15 protein-coding genes and 1 pseudogene are annotated in these 14,954 nt (G+C 71.4%); 6 read left to right on the forward strand and 10 right to left on the reverse strand.

Features of this window, described 5'->3' with window-relative positions:
- The first annotated feature begins 19 nt into the window (after nucleotides 1-19).
- Entirely contained in the window at nucleotides 20-568 is a 549-nt protein-coding gene (locus ACFZBP_RS28800) for a carboxymuconolactone decarboxylase family protein (protein WP_391417292.1), read from the forward strand.
- A 59-nt stretch (nucleotides 569-627) separates the two neighbouring features.
- Here the strand turns inward: ACFZBP_RS28800 and ACFZBP_RS28805 are convergent, their stop codons facing one another.
- From ACFZBP_RS28805 to ACFZBP_RS28815, 3 genes are all read right to left on the reverse strand, one after another.
- Nucleotides 628-2,115 carry a glutamate synthase subunit beta gene (locus ACFZBP_RS28805; protein WP_383444981.1) on the reverse strand — a complete coding sequence of 496 codons (1,488 nt, stop codon included), beginning with the start codon at nucleotides 2,113-2,115 and terminating at the stop codon, nucleotides 628-630.
- Between the two features lie 182 nt (nucleotides 2,116-2,297).
- Entirely contained in the window at nucleotides 2,298-2,777 is a 480-nt protein-coding gene (locus ACFZBP_RS28810) for an anthrone oxygenase family protein (protein WP_391417294.1), read from the reverse strand.
- A gap of 262 nt (nucleotides 2,778-3,039) precedes the next feature.
- On the reverse strand, nucleotides 3,040-3,735 hold the full coding sequence (locus tag ACFZBP_RS28815) for a DUF2293 domain-containing protein (RefSeq protein WP_391417296.1): 696 nt from the start codon (nucleotides 3,733-3,735) through the stop codon (nucleotides 3,040-3,042).
- Between the two features lie 147 nt (nucleotides 3,736-3,882).
- On the opposite strand from ACFZBP_RS28815, the gene ACFZBP_RS28820 reads away from it, so the two are divergent.
- Genes ACFZBP_RS28820 through ACFZBP_RS28830 form a run of 3 tightly spaced genes read left to right on the forward strand, consistent with a single transcriptional unit; the run spans nucleotide 3,883 to nucleotide 5,620 of the window.
- On the forward strand, nucleotides 3,883-4,524 hold the full coding sequence (locus ACFZBP_RS28820) for a uridine kinase (RefSeq protein ID WP_391417298.1): 642 nt from the start codon (nucleotides 3,883-3,885) through the stop codon (nucleotides 4,522-4,524).
- Between the two features lie 56 nt (nucleotides 4,525-4,580).
- A complete protein-coding gene (locus ACFZBP_RS28825; protein WP_391417300.1) occupies nucleotides 4,581-5,135 on the forward strand; it encodes a TIGR03618 family F420-dependent PPOX class oxidoreductase in 555 nt (184 codons plus the stop codon).
- A gap of 47 nt (nucleotides 5,136-5,182) precedes the next feature.
- Nucleotides 5,183-5,620 carry a CBS domain-containing protein gene (locus ACFZBP_RS28830; protein ID WP_383444996.1) on the forward strand — a complete coding sequence of 146 codons (438 nt, stop codon included), beginning with the start codon at nucleotides 5,183-5,185 and terminating at the stop codon, nucleotides 5,618-5,620.
- 151 nt (nucleotides 5,621-5,771) lie between these two features.
- Here ACFZBP_RS28830 and ACFZBP_RS28835 read toward each other — a convergent pair whose 3' ends face one another.
- The gene (locus ACFZBP_RS28835) at nucleotides 5,772-6,899 is read right to left on the reverse strand and encodes a CorA family divalent cation transporter (protein ID WP_391417302.1); all 1,128 of its coding nucleotides are present in this window, start codon (nucleotides 6,897-6,899) and stop codon (nucleotides 5,772-5,774) included.
- 291 nt (nucleotides 6,900-7,190) lie between these two features.
- Here ACFZBP_RS28835 and ACFZBP_RS28840 point away from each other — a divergent pair, with 291 nt between their 5' ends.
- Nucleotides 7,191-8,003, forward strand: a complete 813-nt coding sequence (locus tag ACFZBP_RS28840; protein ID WP_391417304.1) for a methyltransferase — start codon at nucleotides 7,191-7,193, stop codon at nucleotides 8,001-8,003.
- Between the two features lie 74 nt (nucleotides 8,004-8,077).
- On the opposite strand, the gene ACFZBP_RS28845 is transcribed toward ACFZBP_RS28840, so the two are convergent.
- A complete protein-coding gene (locus ACFZBP_RS28845; RefSeq protein WP_391417306.1) occupies nucleotides 8,078-9,031 on the reverse strand; it encodes a PfkB family carbohydrate kinase in 954 nt (317 codons plus the stop codon).
- 41 nt (nucleotides 9,032-9,072) lie between these two features.
- The gene (locus ACFZBP_RS28850) at nucleotides 9,073-9,981 is read right to left on the reverse strand and encodes a pseudouridine-5'-phosphate glycosidase (protein ID WP_391417308.1); all 909 of its coding nucleotides are present in this window, start codon (nucleotides 9,979-9,981) and stop codon (nucleotides 9,073-9,075) included.
- A 99-nt stretch (nucleotides 9,982-10,080) separates the two neighbouring features.
- Between ACFZBP_RS28850 and ACFZBP_RS28855 the strand changes: the two genes are divergently transcribed.
- Complete coding sequence (locus ACFZBP_RS28855; RefSeq protein ID WP_383445015.1) at nucleotides 10,081-10,509, forward strand: VOC family protein; 429 nt, start codon at nucleotides 10,081-10,083, stop codon at nucleotides 10,507-10,509.
- Nucleotides 10,510-10,562: 53 nt separating this feature from the next.
- Here the strand turns inward: ACFZBP_RS28855 and fdhA are convergent.
- From fdhA to ACFZBP_RS28875, 4 genes and pseudogenes are all read right to left on the reverse strand, one after another.
- Nucleotides 10,563-11,788, reverse strand: a pseudogene (gene fdhA, locus ACFZBP_RS28860) (formaldehyde dehydrogenase, glutathione-independent).
- A gap of 132 nt (nucleotides 11,789-11,920) precedes the next feature.
- Complete coding sequence (locus ACFZBP_RS28865; protein WP_391417311.1) at nucleotides 11,921-13,207, reverse strand: MFS transporter; 1,287 nt, start codon at nucleotides 13,205-13,207, stop codon at nucleotides 11,921-11,923.
- A gap of 103 nt (nucleotides 13,208-13,310) precedes the next feature.
- Nucleotides 13,311-13,865 (reverse strand): methylated-DNA--[protein]-cysteine S-methyltransferase, encoded by a 555-nt coding sequence (locus ACFZBP_RS28870; protein WP_391417313.1) that lies wholly within the window; start codon nucleotides 13,863-13,865, stop codon nucleotides 13,311-13,313.
- A gap of 72 nt (nucleotides 13,866-13,937) precedes the next feature.
- Nucleotides 13,938-14,807: a glycerophosphodiester phosphodiesterase family protein gene (locus tag ACFZBP_RS28875; protein ID WP_391417315.1), complete on the reverse strand. Its 870-nt coding sequence runs from the start codon at nucleotides 14,805-14,807 to the stop codon at nucleotides 13,938-13,940.
- Nucleotides 14,808-14,954: the final 147 nt, after the last annotated feature.

Consider the following 14,954-nt stretch of genomic DNA (forward strand, 5'->3'; position numbering starts at 1 on the left):
GCCCCGTAGGTTGATCCACATGACGACGACGAACACGACGACGAACACGATCGACACCGAGCGTGCCGAGTCCCCCAACGAGCCCATCGCCGAGTCCATCCACGAGGCCGAGGCCGCCCGAACCCGGCTCGACCTCGCGAAGTCCGCCCCGAAGGTCTTCCGCGCCATCGTCGGCTTCGACGCCGCCGCCCGCGAGGGCCTGGACCCGGCGCTCGTCGAACTGATCCAGATCCGCGCCTCGCACCTCAACCACTGCGCCTACTGCCTCCACATGCACACCAACGACGCCCGCAAGGCCGGCGAGAGCGAGGACCGGCTGCACATGGTCGCCGTCTGGCGCGAGGCCCGCCACTTCTTCACCGAGAAGGAGCAGGCGGCCCTGGCTCTCACGGAGGCGGTGACCCTGGTGGCCGACGGCGGCGTCCCCGACGAGGTCTACGCCCGGGCCGCAGCCCATTTCGACGACCAGGAGCTGGCCCACGTACTGGCCCTGATCCTCACGATCAACACCTGGAACAGGGTGGCGTTGGCGACGGGGAAGGTGGCGGGGACGGACGAGCGGCGCTAGGTCGTGCCGACACGACCTAGGGGAGGGCCCGCCCACGCGGTGACCGTCCCGCGCGTCCGTCAGACGGTCATGGGCCGGTCGTACGGCGAGATCGGCGCCGGCAACCGCGAGCTCCCCGTCAGATAGCGGTCGACGGCCGCCGCCACCGCCCGCCCCTCGGCGATGGCCCACACGATGAGCGACTGGCCCCGGGCGGCATCCCCCGCGGCGAACACGCCGGACGCGTTCGTCGCGAACCCCGCGTCCCGTGTGATCGTGCCGCGCGGCTCCATCCCTATCCCCAGCTGGTCGATCAGGCCGTCCTCCCGGTCCGGCCCGGAGAAGCCGAGGGCGAGCAGCACGAGGTCGGCCGGCAGCTCCCGCCCGGTGCCCGGCAGCGGGCGGCGGTCCGCGTCCACCTCGGTCAGGTGCAGCGACCGTACGTGCCCGTCGGCGTCGCCCGTGAAGCGGAGCGTGGACGCCGCGAACAGTCGCGCGTCCGCGTCCGCCGCGGGCGCCGTCTCCAGATCGCGCGCCTCCTCGTGCGCCGCCGACAGACGGTAGATCTTCGGGTACGTCGGCCAGGGCTCGGCGTCCTCGTCCCGCTCCGCGCCCGGCTGGGCGTAGATGTCCAGCTGGGTCACGGACGCCGCGCCCTCCCGCACGGCGGTGCCCAGACAGTCGGCCCCCGTGTCCCCGCCGCCGACGATGACGACGTGCTTCCCGGCGGCGGACATGGGGGACGCCTCCAGGTCCCCCTCACACACCCGGTTCGCCAGCGGAAGATACTCCATCGCCTGCTGGATGCCACTCAACTCCCGCCCTGGCACGGGAAGTTCACGCCAGGCCGTGGCTCCGGTGGCGATCACGACCGCGTCGTAGCGCGAGCGCACCTCGGCCGCCCCGATGTCCCTCCCGACCGCCGTGGACGTACGGAACCTCGTACCCTCGGCCCGCATCTGCTCGATCCTGCGCTCCAGATGGTGCTTCTCCATCTTGAACTCGGGGATGCCGTACCGCATCAGCCCGCCGACCCGGTCGTCCTTCTCGAACACCGCGACCGTGTGTCCGGCCCGGGTCAGCTGCTGTGCCGCGGCGAGCCCGGTGGGCCCCGACCCGATCACCGCGACCGTCCGCCCGGAGAGCCGGTCCGGCGGCCGCGGCTGCGCGAAACCGTCCTCCCAGGCACGGTCGGCGATGGCGCACTCGACGTTCTTGATGGTGACGGCCGGCTGATTGATCGCCAGCACACACCCCGCCTCGCACGGCGCCGGGCACAACCGCCCCGTGAACTCGGGGAAGTTGTTCGTCGCGTGCAGCCGGTCGGCGGCCGCCCGCCAGTCCTCCCGTGACACCAGGTCGTTCCACTCGGGGATCAGATTGCCCAGCGGACAGGCGTCGTGGCAGAACGGGATGCCGCAGTCCATACACCGGTCGGCCTGCTTGCTGACGATGGGCAGCAACGCCCCGGGGACGTACACCTCGTCCCAGTCCCGGACCCGCTCCTCGACGGGCCGGCGCGGCCAGTCCTGGCGGGGGGTCGTCATGAAACCCTTGGGATCGGCCATGGCCGTCTTCCTCGCGTGCGCGTGTGACGTGCTGGAGCCGTGCGTCAGCGGGCCGCACTCCTCCGGCCACGATACGTCCCACCGGACGCCCGCGCAGTGCGGCGGAGCGGCCGGCGGACGGGGCGGCGGGCAGGGTCGGTGGGAGGGCTGGCTGGAGGGTCGGCGGCACTTCGGCGGGCAGGTCAGCTGAGGGCCAGCACGTACGACATCGCGGCGGCGGCCGAGGCGACCGTACGTATGTGGTTCCACATGGTCCACTCGCGCACATACGTCGGCCAGTAGGCCGCCGCCTCCTGAGTGCCCGCCTCCAGCCTGGCCAGCGCCTCGTTGCGAGGCACGTTCGCCACCATGGTCACCCCGAACGAGCCGAACAGATACAGCGCGCTGCCCAGCAGCAGCTCCACCGTGCCCTCGTCCGGCCAGAGCACGAACGTCACCACGGCGATCACCGCGCACAGCACCGCCGTCCCGATGAACACCAGCATGAACGCCGGCATCAACGCGGTCACATTGATCGCCTTCATCGCGGCGACACCCTGCGCGGGCGGCAGCGCGGCCAGCCCGCGCATCACGAAGGTCGAGAAGGCGCAGAAGACGCCGGCCACCAGGCCGGTGCCGACCACTCCGATCACGACCAGGACGAAGTACGGCCCATCGATCATGTCAACGTCAACTCCCGCATCCCGCCGAGTCCCTGCCCGGCCTCATCCGTCACCACAAGTCAAACCCCGGACGGCTACGGCGACCATCGCCGAGCGGCGCCCGCCCATGTCCGAGCGTCCAGGGGAGGGGGGCGACCAGCGAAACGGCGACGGGCGACGGCGACGGTGAAGGTGAGGGCCATGAGGCGAGGGGCGCCGCGGTGTAAGCCCGGGGCGCTGACCCACCTGATCCGGCCACCTTCCGGTCACCTTCCGGCCGCCGTCAACCCACCTCCGACACCCCCGCCCGCCAAGCCCGCAACGTCGTCTCCACGGCCGCCGTGATCCGCCGCCGCGCCTCGTGCCGCGGCACGCCGCTCATCAGCAACTGGTCGTACGGCGTGTCCATGTGCCGTACGGACGCCACGACCGCCGAGGTCACCGCCCCTTCCGACAACGCCCGCCCCGCCGCACTGCGCCCCACCCGTCCGCTGCCCCGCGCCGACGCATGCGCGGCGATCTCCCGCGCCCGCTCCGCCGGACACCCCGGGAACAGCCGACGTATCTCCGCCGCGAAGGCCTCCGCGAACCGCAGGTCCTCCCGCGCCCGCCGCCGTGCGTCCCGCGCCCGACGCCGCCGCCGGGCCTCCGCATCCACCAGGCACCGCAGCTCCGCCCGGGTGAGCCCCGTCTCCTCCACCAGGACGCCCTGCCGCTCGTAACGGCCCCGGCGCCGGTTGAACCGCACGACCACCGCCGACAGCGCACTCTCCTCCCGCGACCGCCGCGTCAACGCCGTGTCGCCGCGCGGCAGGAACACCAGATGCCCAAGGTCGGCACAGTCCAGACACCGCGGCGCTCCGTCCTCCAGCACGAGCAGCTGCAACGGCCCCGCATGGCACTCCGCGCAGTGCCGTCGCCGGAGGGGTTGGATGACGACAAGGCCGGTACGGGGCGGGGGAGTTGCCAGAGGTGCCATAGGGGGTTCATTCCCCTCCGGGCGGGTCCGGGGAACTATCCGGCGGGGACCGGAACGCCGTCTGACCAGGCCCGGGCAGCGGTTCGGCCGCGCGGCGGACGCACCCCGAACGCCTCCCGCCCCACGCCGGAGCCTCCCTGTCGCATCATGGGGCGTGTGCGACTCGAAGCGATCACCTGGGAGCGGCTCGGCGACCTGCTGGCCGAGCGTCTGCTCGACCTGAAGCCGGCCGACGGCGGCCCTTGGCCCCGCGTCGCCTTCGACGGCGCCCCGGCCGCCCGCCCGGGAGACCTCGCCGAGCGGGTCGGGGAGGCGTTGCGCGTACGCGGCCGCCCCTCGCTCACCGTCGACACCCAGGGCTTCCTGCGCCCGGCCTCGGTCCGCCTGGAGTACGGCCACCGGGACGTGGAGGCCTACTACGACGGCTGGTTCGACACCGGCGCCCTGTGGCGCGAGGTCTTCGGCCCCTTGGAACCCGGCGGCGGCGGCCGCGTCCTGCCGGATCTCTGGGACCCGGTCACCGACCGAGCCACCCGCAGCCCCTACGTCAAACTCCCGCCCGGCGGCATCCTGTTGCTGCACGGCCCCCTCCTGCTGCGTCACTGGTTCCCCTTCGACCTGACCGTCCACGTCCTCCTCTCACCCGGCGCCCTGCGCCGCCGCACCCCCGAGACCGAGCACTGGACCCTCCCCGCCTTCGAGCGCTACGACCACGAGACCGACCCGGCCGCCACGGCGGACGTCCTGGTGCGCGCCGACGACCCGCGGCACCCGGCATGGAGCGGTTGAACCTTGATCCATCAAACCCCCTTTATATGCGTGTGCATTTAACTACCGTGGGTGCCATGACGACCTCCACGAGTGATCCGATCTCCTTCGACGACTCCGTCCGCTCCCTGCTCGACGCCAGGAACTTCGCCAGCGTGGCCACCCTCGGCCCCGACGGCGCCCCACAGAACTCGGTGGTCTGGATCAAACGCGAGGGCGACACCGTGCTCTTCTCCTCCGTCGACGCCAGGCAGAAAGTCCGCAACCTCCGCCGCGACCCCCGCATCAGCGTCTCGGTCTACGACCTCGCCAACCCCTACTCCTCCGTCGAGATCCGCGGTACCGCCGAGATCGTCCCGGACGAGGCCAAGCGCCTGCCGTTCGAGCTCTCCCACAAGTACCTCGGCATCGACCCGCCCGCCGAGAAGGAGGACGAGACCCGGGTGATCATCCGCGTGTCGTCCCACGGAAGATCGTGCGCTTCGCCGCCTGATCGCCGCCCCGCTGTGTGCGGGGCCGAGGGACGGCCGGGGGACCGAGGGGCGGCCGGGTCGGTGACCGGTGGCCGTCACCGCTCGGTTCCGCGTGCGTCGGCCGGGTGGCGCGGCGAGAATGAAGGGCGCCGGGACTAGCGGTGCGTCCCGCGCCGCGCCGGCCGTCCGGCATCGGGAGGTACTTCATGACCACTGCCGGAGACATCATGCACCGTGGTGCCCAGTGGATCCCCGCCCACGAGACCCTGGACCGCGCCGCTCAGCTGATGCGCGAGCTGGGCGTCGGAGCCCTGCCCATCAGCGACGAGAACGAGCGGCTCTGCGGCATCCTCACCGACCGCGACATCGTGATCGGCTGCGTGGCCATGGGCCGCGACCCGAGCAAGGTCACCGCCGGCGAGATGGCCCAGGGCACCCCGCGCTGGATCGAGGCCAACGCCGACATCAGCGACGTGCTCCGGGAGATGAAGGAGCACCAGATCCGCCGGCTCCCCGTGATCGAGAACAAGCGCCTGGTCGGCATGATCAGCGAGGCCGATCTGGCACTGAACCTGAGGGAGAACGAGATCGGTCAGTGGGCCGAGAGCGTCTACGCCAGGACCGGGTCGCCGACGACGCACTGACCCGGCGCCGGCTCTCACCGCTCACTCCTTTCACCCCTTCTTCCGTCCTCGTCCGGCCACCGTGCCGGGCGGGGACGCACCATGTCCACGCTGGCCGATGTTCCCGGCGACCGGTGGTCTTTCACGCTGGCCGATGTTCACGCGGGCCGTGTCAGAGCCATCCGTTGCGCCGGAAGCCGCGGTACAGCACCACGCACGCGACGGATATCACGCACAGAACCAACGGATACCCGAACGTCCAGCGCAGCTCCGGCATGTGCTCGAAGTTCATCCCGTACACCCCGCACACCATCGTCGGCACGGCGATGATCGCGGCCCAGGCCGTGATCTTCCGCATGTCCTCGTTCTGCGAGACGGTGACCTGTGCCAGGTGCGCCTGAAGGATCGAGTTCAGCAGTTCGTCGAAGGCGAATATCTGCTCCTTGGCCCGCAGCAGATGGTCCGAGACGTCGCGGAAGTAGGCCTGTATCTCCGGCTCCACCACCCGAATGGGCGCCGTGGCCAGCTCCTCCAGGGGACGGCTCAGCGGAACCACGGCCCGCTTCAGCTCCAGCAGTTCCCGCTTGAGCTGGTAGATCCGCCCCGGGTCGGCCCGCGCGCCGTTCTCCGCGAACACATCCGTCTCGACCTCGTCTATGTCCTCCTGCACCGAGTCGATGACGCTCAGATAGTCGTCGACGACATGGTCCGCGATGGCGTGCAGCACCGCCGCCGGCCCCTTGCAGAGCTGCTCCGGGCTCGACTCCAGCTCCTCGCGCAACGGCCCCAGCGAGCCGTGCCGTCCGTGCCGCACCGTGATCACGAAGTCCTGGCCGACGAACACCATGATCTCGCCGGTGTTCACCACCTCGCTGGTCGCCGTGAGTTCCTCGTGCTCGACGTAGCAGACGGTCTTGAACACCGCGAACAGTGTCTGGTCGTAGCGCTCCAGCTTGGGGCGCTGATGCGCTTCGACCGCGTCCTCGACCGCCAGCGGATGCAGGGCGAACAGCTCCGCGATACCCGCGAACTCCTGGTCCGTGGGCTCGTGGAGGCCGAGCCAGACGAATCCACCACCGCGCTTGCGCACCCGCTGGACGACGTCGACCAGATCCCCGCTCTCCGGGACCCGCACCCCGTCCCGGTAGGTCACGCAGTTCACCACCGATGAGCCCAGCGGGGACCGGGCGGGGTGACTGAGGTCGACGCGAGGGCGCCGTCGAGCCAGCCGTGCCACCTTGCGGAGGCCGCCGACCCTGTCGAGGCCGGTGACCTTCCGCAGATTCCCTGCCATGGACATCTGGATCTCCTTGCGTGGATCTCCCCTTGACGCCCGGCTCACCTCCGAGGCGTTTCAGCCCCCTCGGCTCGCTCACCGTGCGTCGCTTCCTGTGCCGTGGCCGCAAGTTTGCCAGCTGGGCGTGAGAGGCGGGTAAGCCTGTGGGAGCAGGAGGTTCCGCTTGGTTCCCGTCTGTGGACAAAGGGGCTGCGCGCCCATCGCGGTTCGGGAGGGGCGCCCGTACGAGTTTCAGGGCCGCCCCGCCGAGCGTCGCCCCGACCGGACGAGCCGGACAACTGGGATGATCGCACCATGACGCGAACCCACGGCTATCTCCTCGACAACCGGCAGGCCGAGGCGGGCGAGCGCTTCGACGCCTTCGCCGCTCTCTTCGACCCCACGACCTTCCGGCATCTCGAACGGCTCGGCGTCGGACCGGGCTGGCGCTGCTGGGAGGTCGGCGCCGGCGGCACCTCGGTGGTGTCCTGGCTGGCCAAGAAGGTCGGCCCGACGGGACGGGTCGTCGCGACCGACATCGACACCTCGCTGCTCGCCGCGGCCGCCCGCCCGCCGGTCGAGGTCCGCGTCCACGACGTGGCGGCCGACGAGCCGCCGGGGGAGGGGTTCGACCTCGTCCACGCCCGCCTCGTACTCGTCCATGTGCCGGACCGCGAGCGGGCGTTGCGGTCGATGATCGAGGCCCTGCGCCCCGGCGGCCGGCTTCTGATCGAGGACGCCGACCCCGCACTCCAGCCCCTGCTCTGCCCCGACGAGCACGGTCCCGAGCAGCAACTGGCGAACCGTCTCCGCCAGGGCTTCCGCAAGCTGCTCGCCGACCGCGGCGCCGATCTCTCCTACGGCCGCAGACTCCCGCGCCTGCTCCGTGAGGCAGGTCTGCTCCGGGTCGAGGCAGACGCGTACTTCCCGCTCACCTCACCCGCCTGCACCGCGCTGGAGTCCGCGACCGTCCGCCAGATCCGCGATCAGCTCGTCACCGAGGGCATCGCCACCGACCAGGAGATCGACCGCCACCTCGCCAACGTCGCGGCCGGCGACATGGACCTGGCCACCGCCCCGATGATCTCGGTGTGGGGCCGCAGGGCGCCGGAGGAGAACGGGAGCTGACGTCGCCTCAGCCGACGTTCGCGCCGCGGCCCGGCGCCGTCGCTCCTCGCTGCTGCCGCGCCCGGCTGCCGCCGTCACTGCGGTGCGGGCGGCCTTCCACCCACCCGCGCCACCGCCAGCGCACCCGCCCGGCACCCCTCCAGCGCCGCGTCCTCGGGCCGGGCGCCCTTGAGCAGGGCCGAGAGAAAGGCCCCACTGAACGCGTCACCCGCCCCGGTCGTGTCCCTCGGCGCCGTCGGCACGGCGGGGACATGGGCGCGTACCGTGCCCGACCGGGCCACCAGAGCACCGTCGGCCCCCTGCTTGGCGATCACCAGCGGGACATGGCGGCTCAACTTGGCTGCGGCGTCCGCCGCGTCGGGCAGCCCCGTCAGCAGGCACGCCTCGTCACGGCTCGGCAGCAGGACGTCCAAGCCCTCCACCAACGCCAGGAAACGATCCACGCCCAGCTCCACCAGGAAGCCCGCCGACGCCGGATCCATGCTCACCGGCACGCCACGCGCGCGTGCGGACGCGAGAGCCCTCGCCACCAGGGCCCGGCTCGACTCGGAGAACAGCAGATAGCCCGACAGGTGCAGCCAGGCGACGCCGTCGAGCAACGCGTCCGACCAGTCGCCGGGGTCCAGCCGAGTGGCCGCCCCGCTGTCGGTGAGGAACGTCCGCTCGGCGGCGGCACCCGTGTCGACCAGGCAGATCACCGTCCCGGTCGGCGCCTGCGGATCGACGACGAGAAGGGGCTCCACTCCGCTCGCGGTCAGCTCCCGCTCGTGCCACGCGACCGCGTCCGCTCCCACACGCCCGAGCAGCCGCACTTCCTCAGCGCCCCAACGGGCAGCCCAGCAGGCCACGTTGGCGCCCGCGCCACCCGGCACCGTCCGGATGGCCGCCGCCGTGTCCGTACCCGAGGCGAGCGGCCCTCGGTGGCGGGCGATGACGTCGGTGACCACGTCCCCGACGACCAGAAGCGCGCCGGCGCGCCTGAGGTCGGGGTCGGGGACCGGGGCGAGCTCGACGGTCGGGGCGGGCACGTTCCCTTCCGCGCCTCGCCCCGCCCCGTACCCCGGCTCGTTCACGCCCCGGTCCAGGCCGCCGCGATCCGCCCCGCCAGCCGTACGTTGCCGCGTACCGCCGCGAGATTGGCGCTCAGCGAGGCACCGTCCGTGTGCCGCACCAAGTAGTCCAGCAGGAACGGTGTGACGGCCTGACCGGTGATGCCCTGCTCCTCGCACGCGTGCAGCGCGTCGGCGAGCACACGCGTGTGCAGCTCGGGATCCAGTTGCTCCGCCTCCGGCACCGGATTGGCGACGATCAGCGCCGACTCCGGCCCGTCGAGCGCGTCCTGGGCGCGCATCACCCCGGCCACCTCCTCCGGCGACCGCAGCGTCCATTCCACGGGGTACCCGGAGTCGGAGAGGTAGAAGCCGGGGAAACGTTCCGTGCCATAGCCGGCGACGGCGACGCCCAGTGTCTCCAGCCGCTGGAGGGTCGCCGGCACATCCAGGATCGACTTGACACCGGCGCACACCACCGTGATCCGCGTGCGCGCCAGCAGCCCCAGGTCGGCCGACTCGTCCTGCGTCACCGTCCACTCCCGGTGCACACCGCCGAGGCCGCCCGTCGCGAACACCCGTACGCCCCCGAGACTCGCCAGTAGAGCCGTCGCCGACACCGTGGTCGCCCCGCTCGCCCCGGAGGCCACCGCGAGCGGCAGATCCCGGTGCCCGAGCTTGCGGATCCCGTCCTCGTTCGCGATCCGCTCCAGCTGCTCCTTGTCCAGCCCGACATGGGGCCGCCCGTCCAGCACGGCGATCGTCGCCGGGACGGCGCCCTCCTGCCGTACGACGTCCTCCAGCTCCAGCGCCACCTGGAGATTGCGCGGGCGCGGCAACCCGTGCGCGATGATCGTGGACTCCAGGGCGACCACGGGTCGACGCGCGTCAATCGCCTCCCGCACCTCTTCCGACACCATCAGCACCACGCGCCTGCCTCCTGTCGCTAGGTCTTCCCTCATCTCTGGCGGGCGGCGCACCGGGTCAAACCCTTGCGGCCTGTGGGAGAGGACACCAGCCTTGAACGCATGACCGACAACTCGACCCGTCTCGACCATGTGGTCCTCTGGGTGAGCGACCCCGCCGCCTCGGCCGCCTTCTACCAGGAGACACTCGGCCTGGCACCCGTCAGGCTCACCGAGTTCATCGCGGGCGAGGCGCCGTTCCCCTCGGTCCGCGTCAACGACGAGACCATCCTCGACCTCATGCCCATGACCATGGCGGAGCGCATGAAGATGCTCCCCGGTGCCGCCCAGAGCGCGGGGCACCCGGTCAACCACGTCTGTCTGTCCCTGCCGGAGGACGACTTCCACAGGTGGCGCACTCACCTGGAGGAGCAGGACGTCCCCGTATCGGACTACTCGTACGACTCCTTCGGCGCCCGTGGCAAGGCCAGGCGCAGCTTCTACTTCCGTGACCCCGACGGCAACGTCTTCGAGGCCCGGCACTACGACTAGCGAGCCGAGGAGGGGCCACGCGTGCGTGGCCCCTCCTCGGCTCGCCGCCGACGTCAGACCGGCCGTACACCGTCCAGCGCCCCATGCGGGTTCAGCACGTACTTGCGGCTGGCGCCCTGGTCGAACTCGGCGTAGCCCCGTGGTGCGTCCTCGATGGAGACCACCGTCGCGTTGACGGCCTTGGCGATGTGCACACGCTCGTGCAGGATCGCCATCATCAGGTTCCGGTGGTACTGCATGACCGGGCACTGGCCGGTCGTGAAGCGGTGGCTCTTGGCCCAGCCGAGGCCGAGCCGCACCTTCAGCGTCCCGGACTTCGCGTCCTGGTCGATCCCTCCGGGGTCGTCCGTGACATAGAGACCGGGGATGCCGAGGGCACCGCCCGCGCGCGTGATGCCCATCAACGAGTTGAGGACCGTCGCGGGCGCCTCCTGAGCGTCCGGGCCGTGGGCCCGCGCCTCGAAGCCGACCGCGTCGACGGCGGCGTCCACCTCGGGCTCCCCGAGGATCTGTGCGATCTGCTCCTCCACGCTGCCCCGCGAGACGTCGACGGTCTCGCAGCCGAAGCTCCGCGCCTGGGCGAGACGTTCTTCGTTCAGATCGCCGACGATGACGACCGCGGCGCCCAGCAACTGCGCCGAAGCGGCTGCCGCGAGCCCGACAGGGCCCGCCCCGGCCACGTACACCGTCGAACCGACGCCCGCTCCCGAGCTGACCACACCGTGGAAGCCGGTCGGGAAGATGTCCGACAGCATGGTCAGGTCGAGCAGCTTCTCGCGCGCCTGGTCCCGGTCGGGGAACTTCAACAAGTTGAAGTCCGCGTACGGAACCATGACGAACTCGGCCTGTCCGCCGACCCAGCCGCCCATGTCGACATAGCCGTACGCCGCACCCGGGCGGGCCGGGTTCACGTTCAGACAGATACCGGTCTTGCGCTCCTTGCAGTTACGGCACCGCCCGCAGGCGATGTTGAACGGTACGGAGACGATGTCGCCGACGTCGAGGGTCTCGACGTCCGAGCCCCGTTCGACGACCTCTCCGGTGATCTCGTGTCCGAGGACCAGCCCCTCCGGCGCCGTGGTGCGCCCCGCACCATGTGCTGGTCGCTGCCGCAGATGTTGGTGGCGAGGACCTTGAGGATCACCCCGTGCCGGCACTTGCGGCCGATGTTGTCGGGGGCGACTCCCGGTCCGTCCTGGAGCTCGAGCGTCGGGTAGTCGATGGTCCTGACCTCCACCACGCCCGGCTTGAGATACGCCACTGCCCTGTTTCCGCTCATGCGTGATCGCCGTCCCTTCGGCCCGTTTCCTACGGATGCCAGTCGGATGCCAGCGGCTGTGCGCATGGTCGAGTCTGCTACCGGCGTCGAGGTCCGGCCAGTCCTCACGCGGTCCCGGCCGGGCGTGGGACGTCAGCCGCCCGCCGGAAGGCCTTTGGTCCGTCTGCGCCGCGTGATCAACGCCAGCCCCGCCAACGGGACCAGCAGACACGCGGCGGTGAAGTTCAGCCAGGCGTAGCTCGCCCGGGCGACCACCAGCCCGGCGACCGCTCCGCCGACGCCCGCGGACGCGTTCATGACCAGGTCCGACAGCCCCTGCGCGGCGGCCCGCGCGGGCTGCGGCACGGAGTCCGTGAGCAGCGCGGAACCGGAGACGAGCCCCGCCGACCAGCCGAGCCCCAGGATGAACAGTCCGACGGCCGTCTGCCCATGACTGGCGCCCGCCGTACCGGCGACGAACACCGCGCACGCCAGCAGCCCGACAGCGAGCCCGATCCCGGACAGCCGCCCCAGCCGGTCCGACAACCGCCCCATGAGCGGCGCGAACGCGTACATCCCCGCGATGTGTCCGCTGATGACCAGCCCGATCAGATCGATTCCCGCGCCGTGGTGCGCGAGGTCGACCGGGGTCATCGACATCACCGAGACCATCGCCGTGTGGGCCACGGCCACGGTCACCACCGCGAGCCGCGCCCGCGGCGAGGCGGCCACGGCGGCCACCCCGGCGCGCAGCGAACGGGCCGCCGGCGACTGCTCCTCGGCCGGGGCCAGCGCACGAGCCGTCAGCAGCGGGTCCGGCCGCAGCAGTACGGCCACCACGACCGCCGATATCAGGAAGATCCCGGCCGCCCACAGGAACGGACCCGCGGCGGTCGGTATCCCGAGGCCACTGACACTGCGGCCGGCGGGCGCGGCGATGTTCGGACCGAGGACCGCGCCGATGGTGGTCGCCCACACGACGAGCGAGATGGCTCGGGCCCGCCGCTCCGGCTCGGCCAGGTCCGCGGCCGCGAACCGGGCCTGGAGATTCGCAGCCGACGCCGCGCCGAACGCGGCCATCCCGCACAGCAGCAGCGGAAAGCTTCCGACACTGGCCGCGATCACCGTGACACCGGCGCCCACGGCCCCTATCAGATAGGCCAGCACGAGCCCGGGCCGACGGCCCCGCGCGGTCATCAACGCGGCCAGCGGCATCGACAGCACCGCCGTACCGGTGACGGTCGCCGTGGGCGCGAGGCCGGACAGCGACTCGGTGCCGCTGACCTCCTTGGCCAGCACGGCCGCGAGCGCTATGCCGGTGGCGACGCCCAGGCCGCCCAGGATCTGCGTCGTGATCAGCACGGCCGAGACCCGGCGCCGAAGGGCCGGCAGCCGGTCGGGCGGGACGGCCACGGCGGCCTGCCGCTCCACGGCCGTCATGACACCGGACCGGCCGCGTACAGGTGGGTGAAAAGTGTCGTCACAGGCGCAGTCTCCCCCTCATCTCCCGCCTGCCCAACCCCAGGACGTGGTCAGGACCTCCTCAGAACAGCGGCTCCGGCAGGACTCCCTCCAGCGCGAGCAGCTTCCGCTTGGTCTCCAGCCCGCCCCCGAACCCCCCGATGCCGCCGTCGCTCTCCACGACCCGGTGGCAGGGCACGACGACCGGAAGCGGATTGGCGCCCATCGCCGTCCCGACCGCCTGCGCCGCGCCCGGCTGTCCGACCCGCCCGGCCAGATCGCCGTACCCGACGACCGTGCCGTACGGGACACCGGCCGCCAGCTCGCGCAGCACCTGCCGGTTGAAGCCGGAGATCAGTGACCAGTCCAGCGGCAGCTCGAAGTCATGGCGTGCACCCGCGAAGTACTGCTCCATCTGACGTATCGCCTCGGCCAGCAGCGGAGAGCCGGGCGCCTCGACCGGCTCGACGCCCAGCCGCGACGCCAGCCTGCCGAGCGCCGTCTCGCGCACCTTCTCCGTGGCGTGGAACACGACGCTGACCAGGCCGTCGCGGGTCGCGGCCAGCATCAGCGGACCGATGTCGGTACCGACGACGGCCCACACGACCTGCTGCTCGTACTGCCCATGGCTGTCCATGCGCCCACCGTACGACCCACCACTGACAACGCCCTCGCGACCGGGGGCCGGGTGCCCCGGACGGGGCTGCCGTCACTTCGCGGGCAGTGCGTCCCGCACCACGTCGGGGCTGTTGGTGATGATGCCGTCGACGCCGTACCCGGCGACCAGCCGGGCGGTGTCCGCGTCGTTCACGGTCCAGGTGAAGACCTCCATCGGCCTGCCGTGCGGTCCGTCGAACTCATGGACGGTGGCGACGTAGTCCGAGGAGATGGAGCTGTGCGAGGGGTTGATCTGGTCGGCGAAGTCCGCGTAGTCGGCCAGGTCCGACGTCGGCGGCGTACCGAGGAAGCCGGTCTTCACGGTCGGCTCCAGCTCGTGGACGGTCCGCACGCTCTCGGCGCTGAAGCTCTGCACGATCAGCCGGCTCGCCAGGTGGTCCGCGTCGAGCCAGCCCTCGTTGTCCAGGGCCTTGAGGGTCTGGTCCTCGATGCCCGGATACAGGTCGGGGTTCTTGATCTCCAGGAGCAGCTTCTGGTGGTGCAGCTCCAGACGGTCGATGAACTGCTCCAGCGTCGGCACGCGCGCGCCCGCGTAGGCGGGGCTGAACCAACTGCCCGCGTCCAGGAGGGCGATCTCGTCGGCGGTGAAGTCCTTCACCTTCCAGGGCGCCCTGCCGGGGAAGACCTCCTCCGCGTCGGTCGTGCGCTTCAGGCTGTCGTCGTGAAGGACGACGAGCTCGCCGTCCCTGGTGCGCTGCACGTCGTTCTCGACCCAGTCGATGCCCAGTTCGGCGGCCTTGTCGACGGCGGCCAGGGTGTTCTCCGGGGCATACGTGGAGGCTCCTCTGTGGGCGATCACCGTAGGCCGCTCGGCGCCGGCCCGGGCCTGGGAGGCGGGAAGCAGAAGAGCGGCGGTTCCCAGGAGTGCGGTCGTCGTGGCGGCTACAGCGCGCGCGTGCATGCGTACTCCTCGCGTCGAACGATCACAGACAGCTCAACTGTGACAGCAGAGGGTCAACGGTGGAGGAGTACAGAATGGCCACAGAATGAATGGAGTTGCCCGGGCCCGCTCACTCGTGCCGCACAACTGGGGCAAGGCCGTGTTTCT

This window comes from Streptomyces sp. NPDC008086 (assembly GCF_042957325.1).
In the GTDB taxonomy this organism is placed as follows: Bacteria; Actinomycetota; Actinomycetes; order Streptomycetales; family Streptomycetaceae; genus Streptomyces.

Coding starts and splice junctions, on each gene's coding strand:
- ACFZBP_RS28800 (WP_391417292.1), top strand. CDS start 20: ATGACGACGACGAACACGACGACGAACACGATCGACACCGAGCGTGCC.
- ACFZBP_RS28805 (WP_383444981.1), bottom strand. CDS start 2,115: ATGGCCGATCCCAAGGGTTTCATGACGACCCCCCGCCAGGACTGGCCG.
- ACFZBP_RS28810 (WP_391417294.1), bottom strand. CDS start 2,777: ATGATCGATGGGCCGTACTTCGTCCTGGTCGTGATCGGAGTGGTCGGC.
- ACFZBP_RS28815 (WP_391417296.1), bottom strand. CDS start 3,735: ATGGCACCTCTGGCAACTCCCCCGCCCCGTACCGGCCTTGTCGTCATC.
- ACFZBP_RS28820 (WP_391417298.1), top strand. CDS start 3,883: ATGGGGCGTGTGCGACTCGAAGCGATCACCTGGGAGCGGCTCGGCGAC.
- ACFZBP_RS28825 (WP_391417300.1), top strand. CDS start 4,581: ATGACGACCTCCACGAGTGATCCGATCTCCTTCGACGACTCCGTCCGC.
- ACFZBP_RS28830 (WP_383444996.1), top strand. CDS start 5,183: ATGACCACTGCCGGAGACATCATGCACCGTGGTGCCCAGTGGATCCCC.
- ACFZBP_RS28835 (WP_391417302.1), bottom strand. CDS start 6,899: ATGTCCATGGCAGGGAATCTGCGGAAGGTCACCGGCCTCGACAGGGTC.
- ACFZBP_RS28840 (WP_391417304.1), top strand. CDS start 7,191: ATGACGCGAACCCACGGCTATCTCCTCGACAACCGGCAGGCCGAGGCG.
- ACFZBP_RS28855 (WP_383445015.1), top strand. CDS start 10,081: ATGACCGACAACTCGACCCGTCTCGACCATGTGGTCCTCTGGGTGAGC.
- ACFZBP_RS28865 (WP_391417311.1), bottom strand. CDS start 13,207: ATGACGGCCGTGGAGCGGCAGGCCGCCGTGGCCGTCCCGCCCGACCGG.
- ACFZBP_RS28870 (WP_391417313.1), bottom strand. CDS start 13,865: ATGGACAGCCATGGGCAGTACGAGCAGCAGGTCGTGTGGGCCGTCGTC.
- ACFZBP_RS28875 (WP_391417315.1), bottom strand. CDS start 14,807: ATGCACGCGCGCGCTGTAGCCGCCACGACGACCGCACTCCTGGGAACC.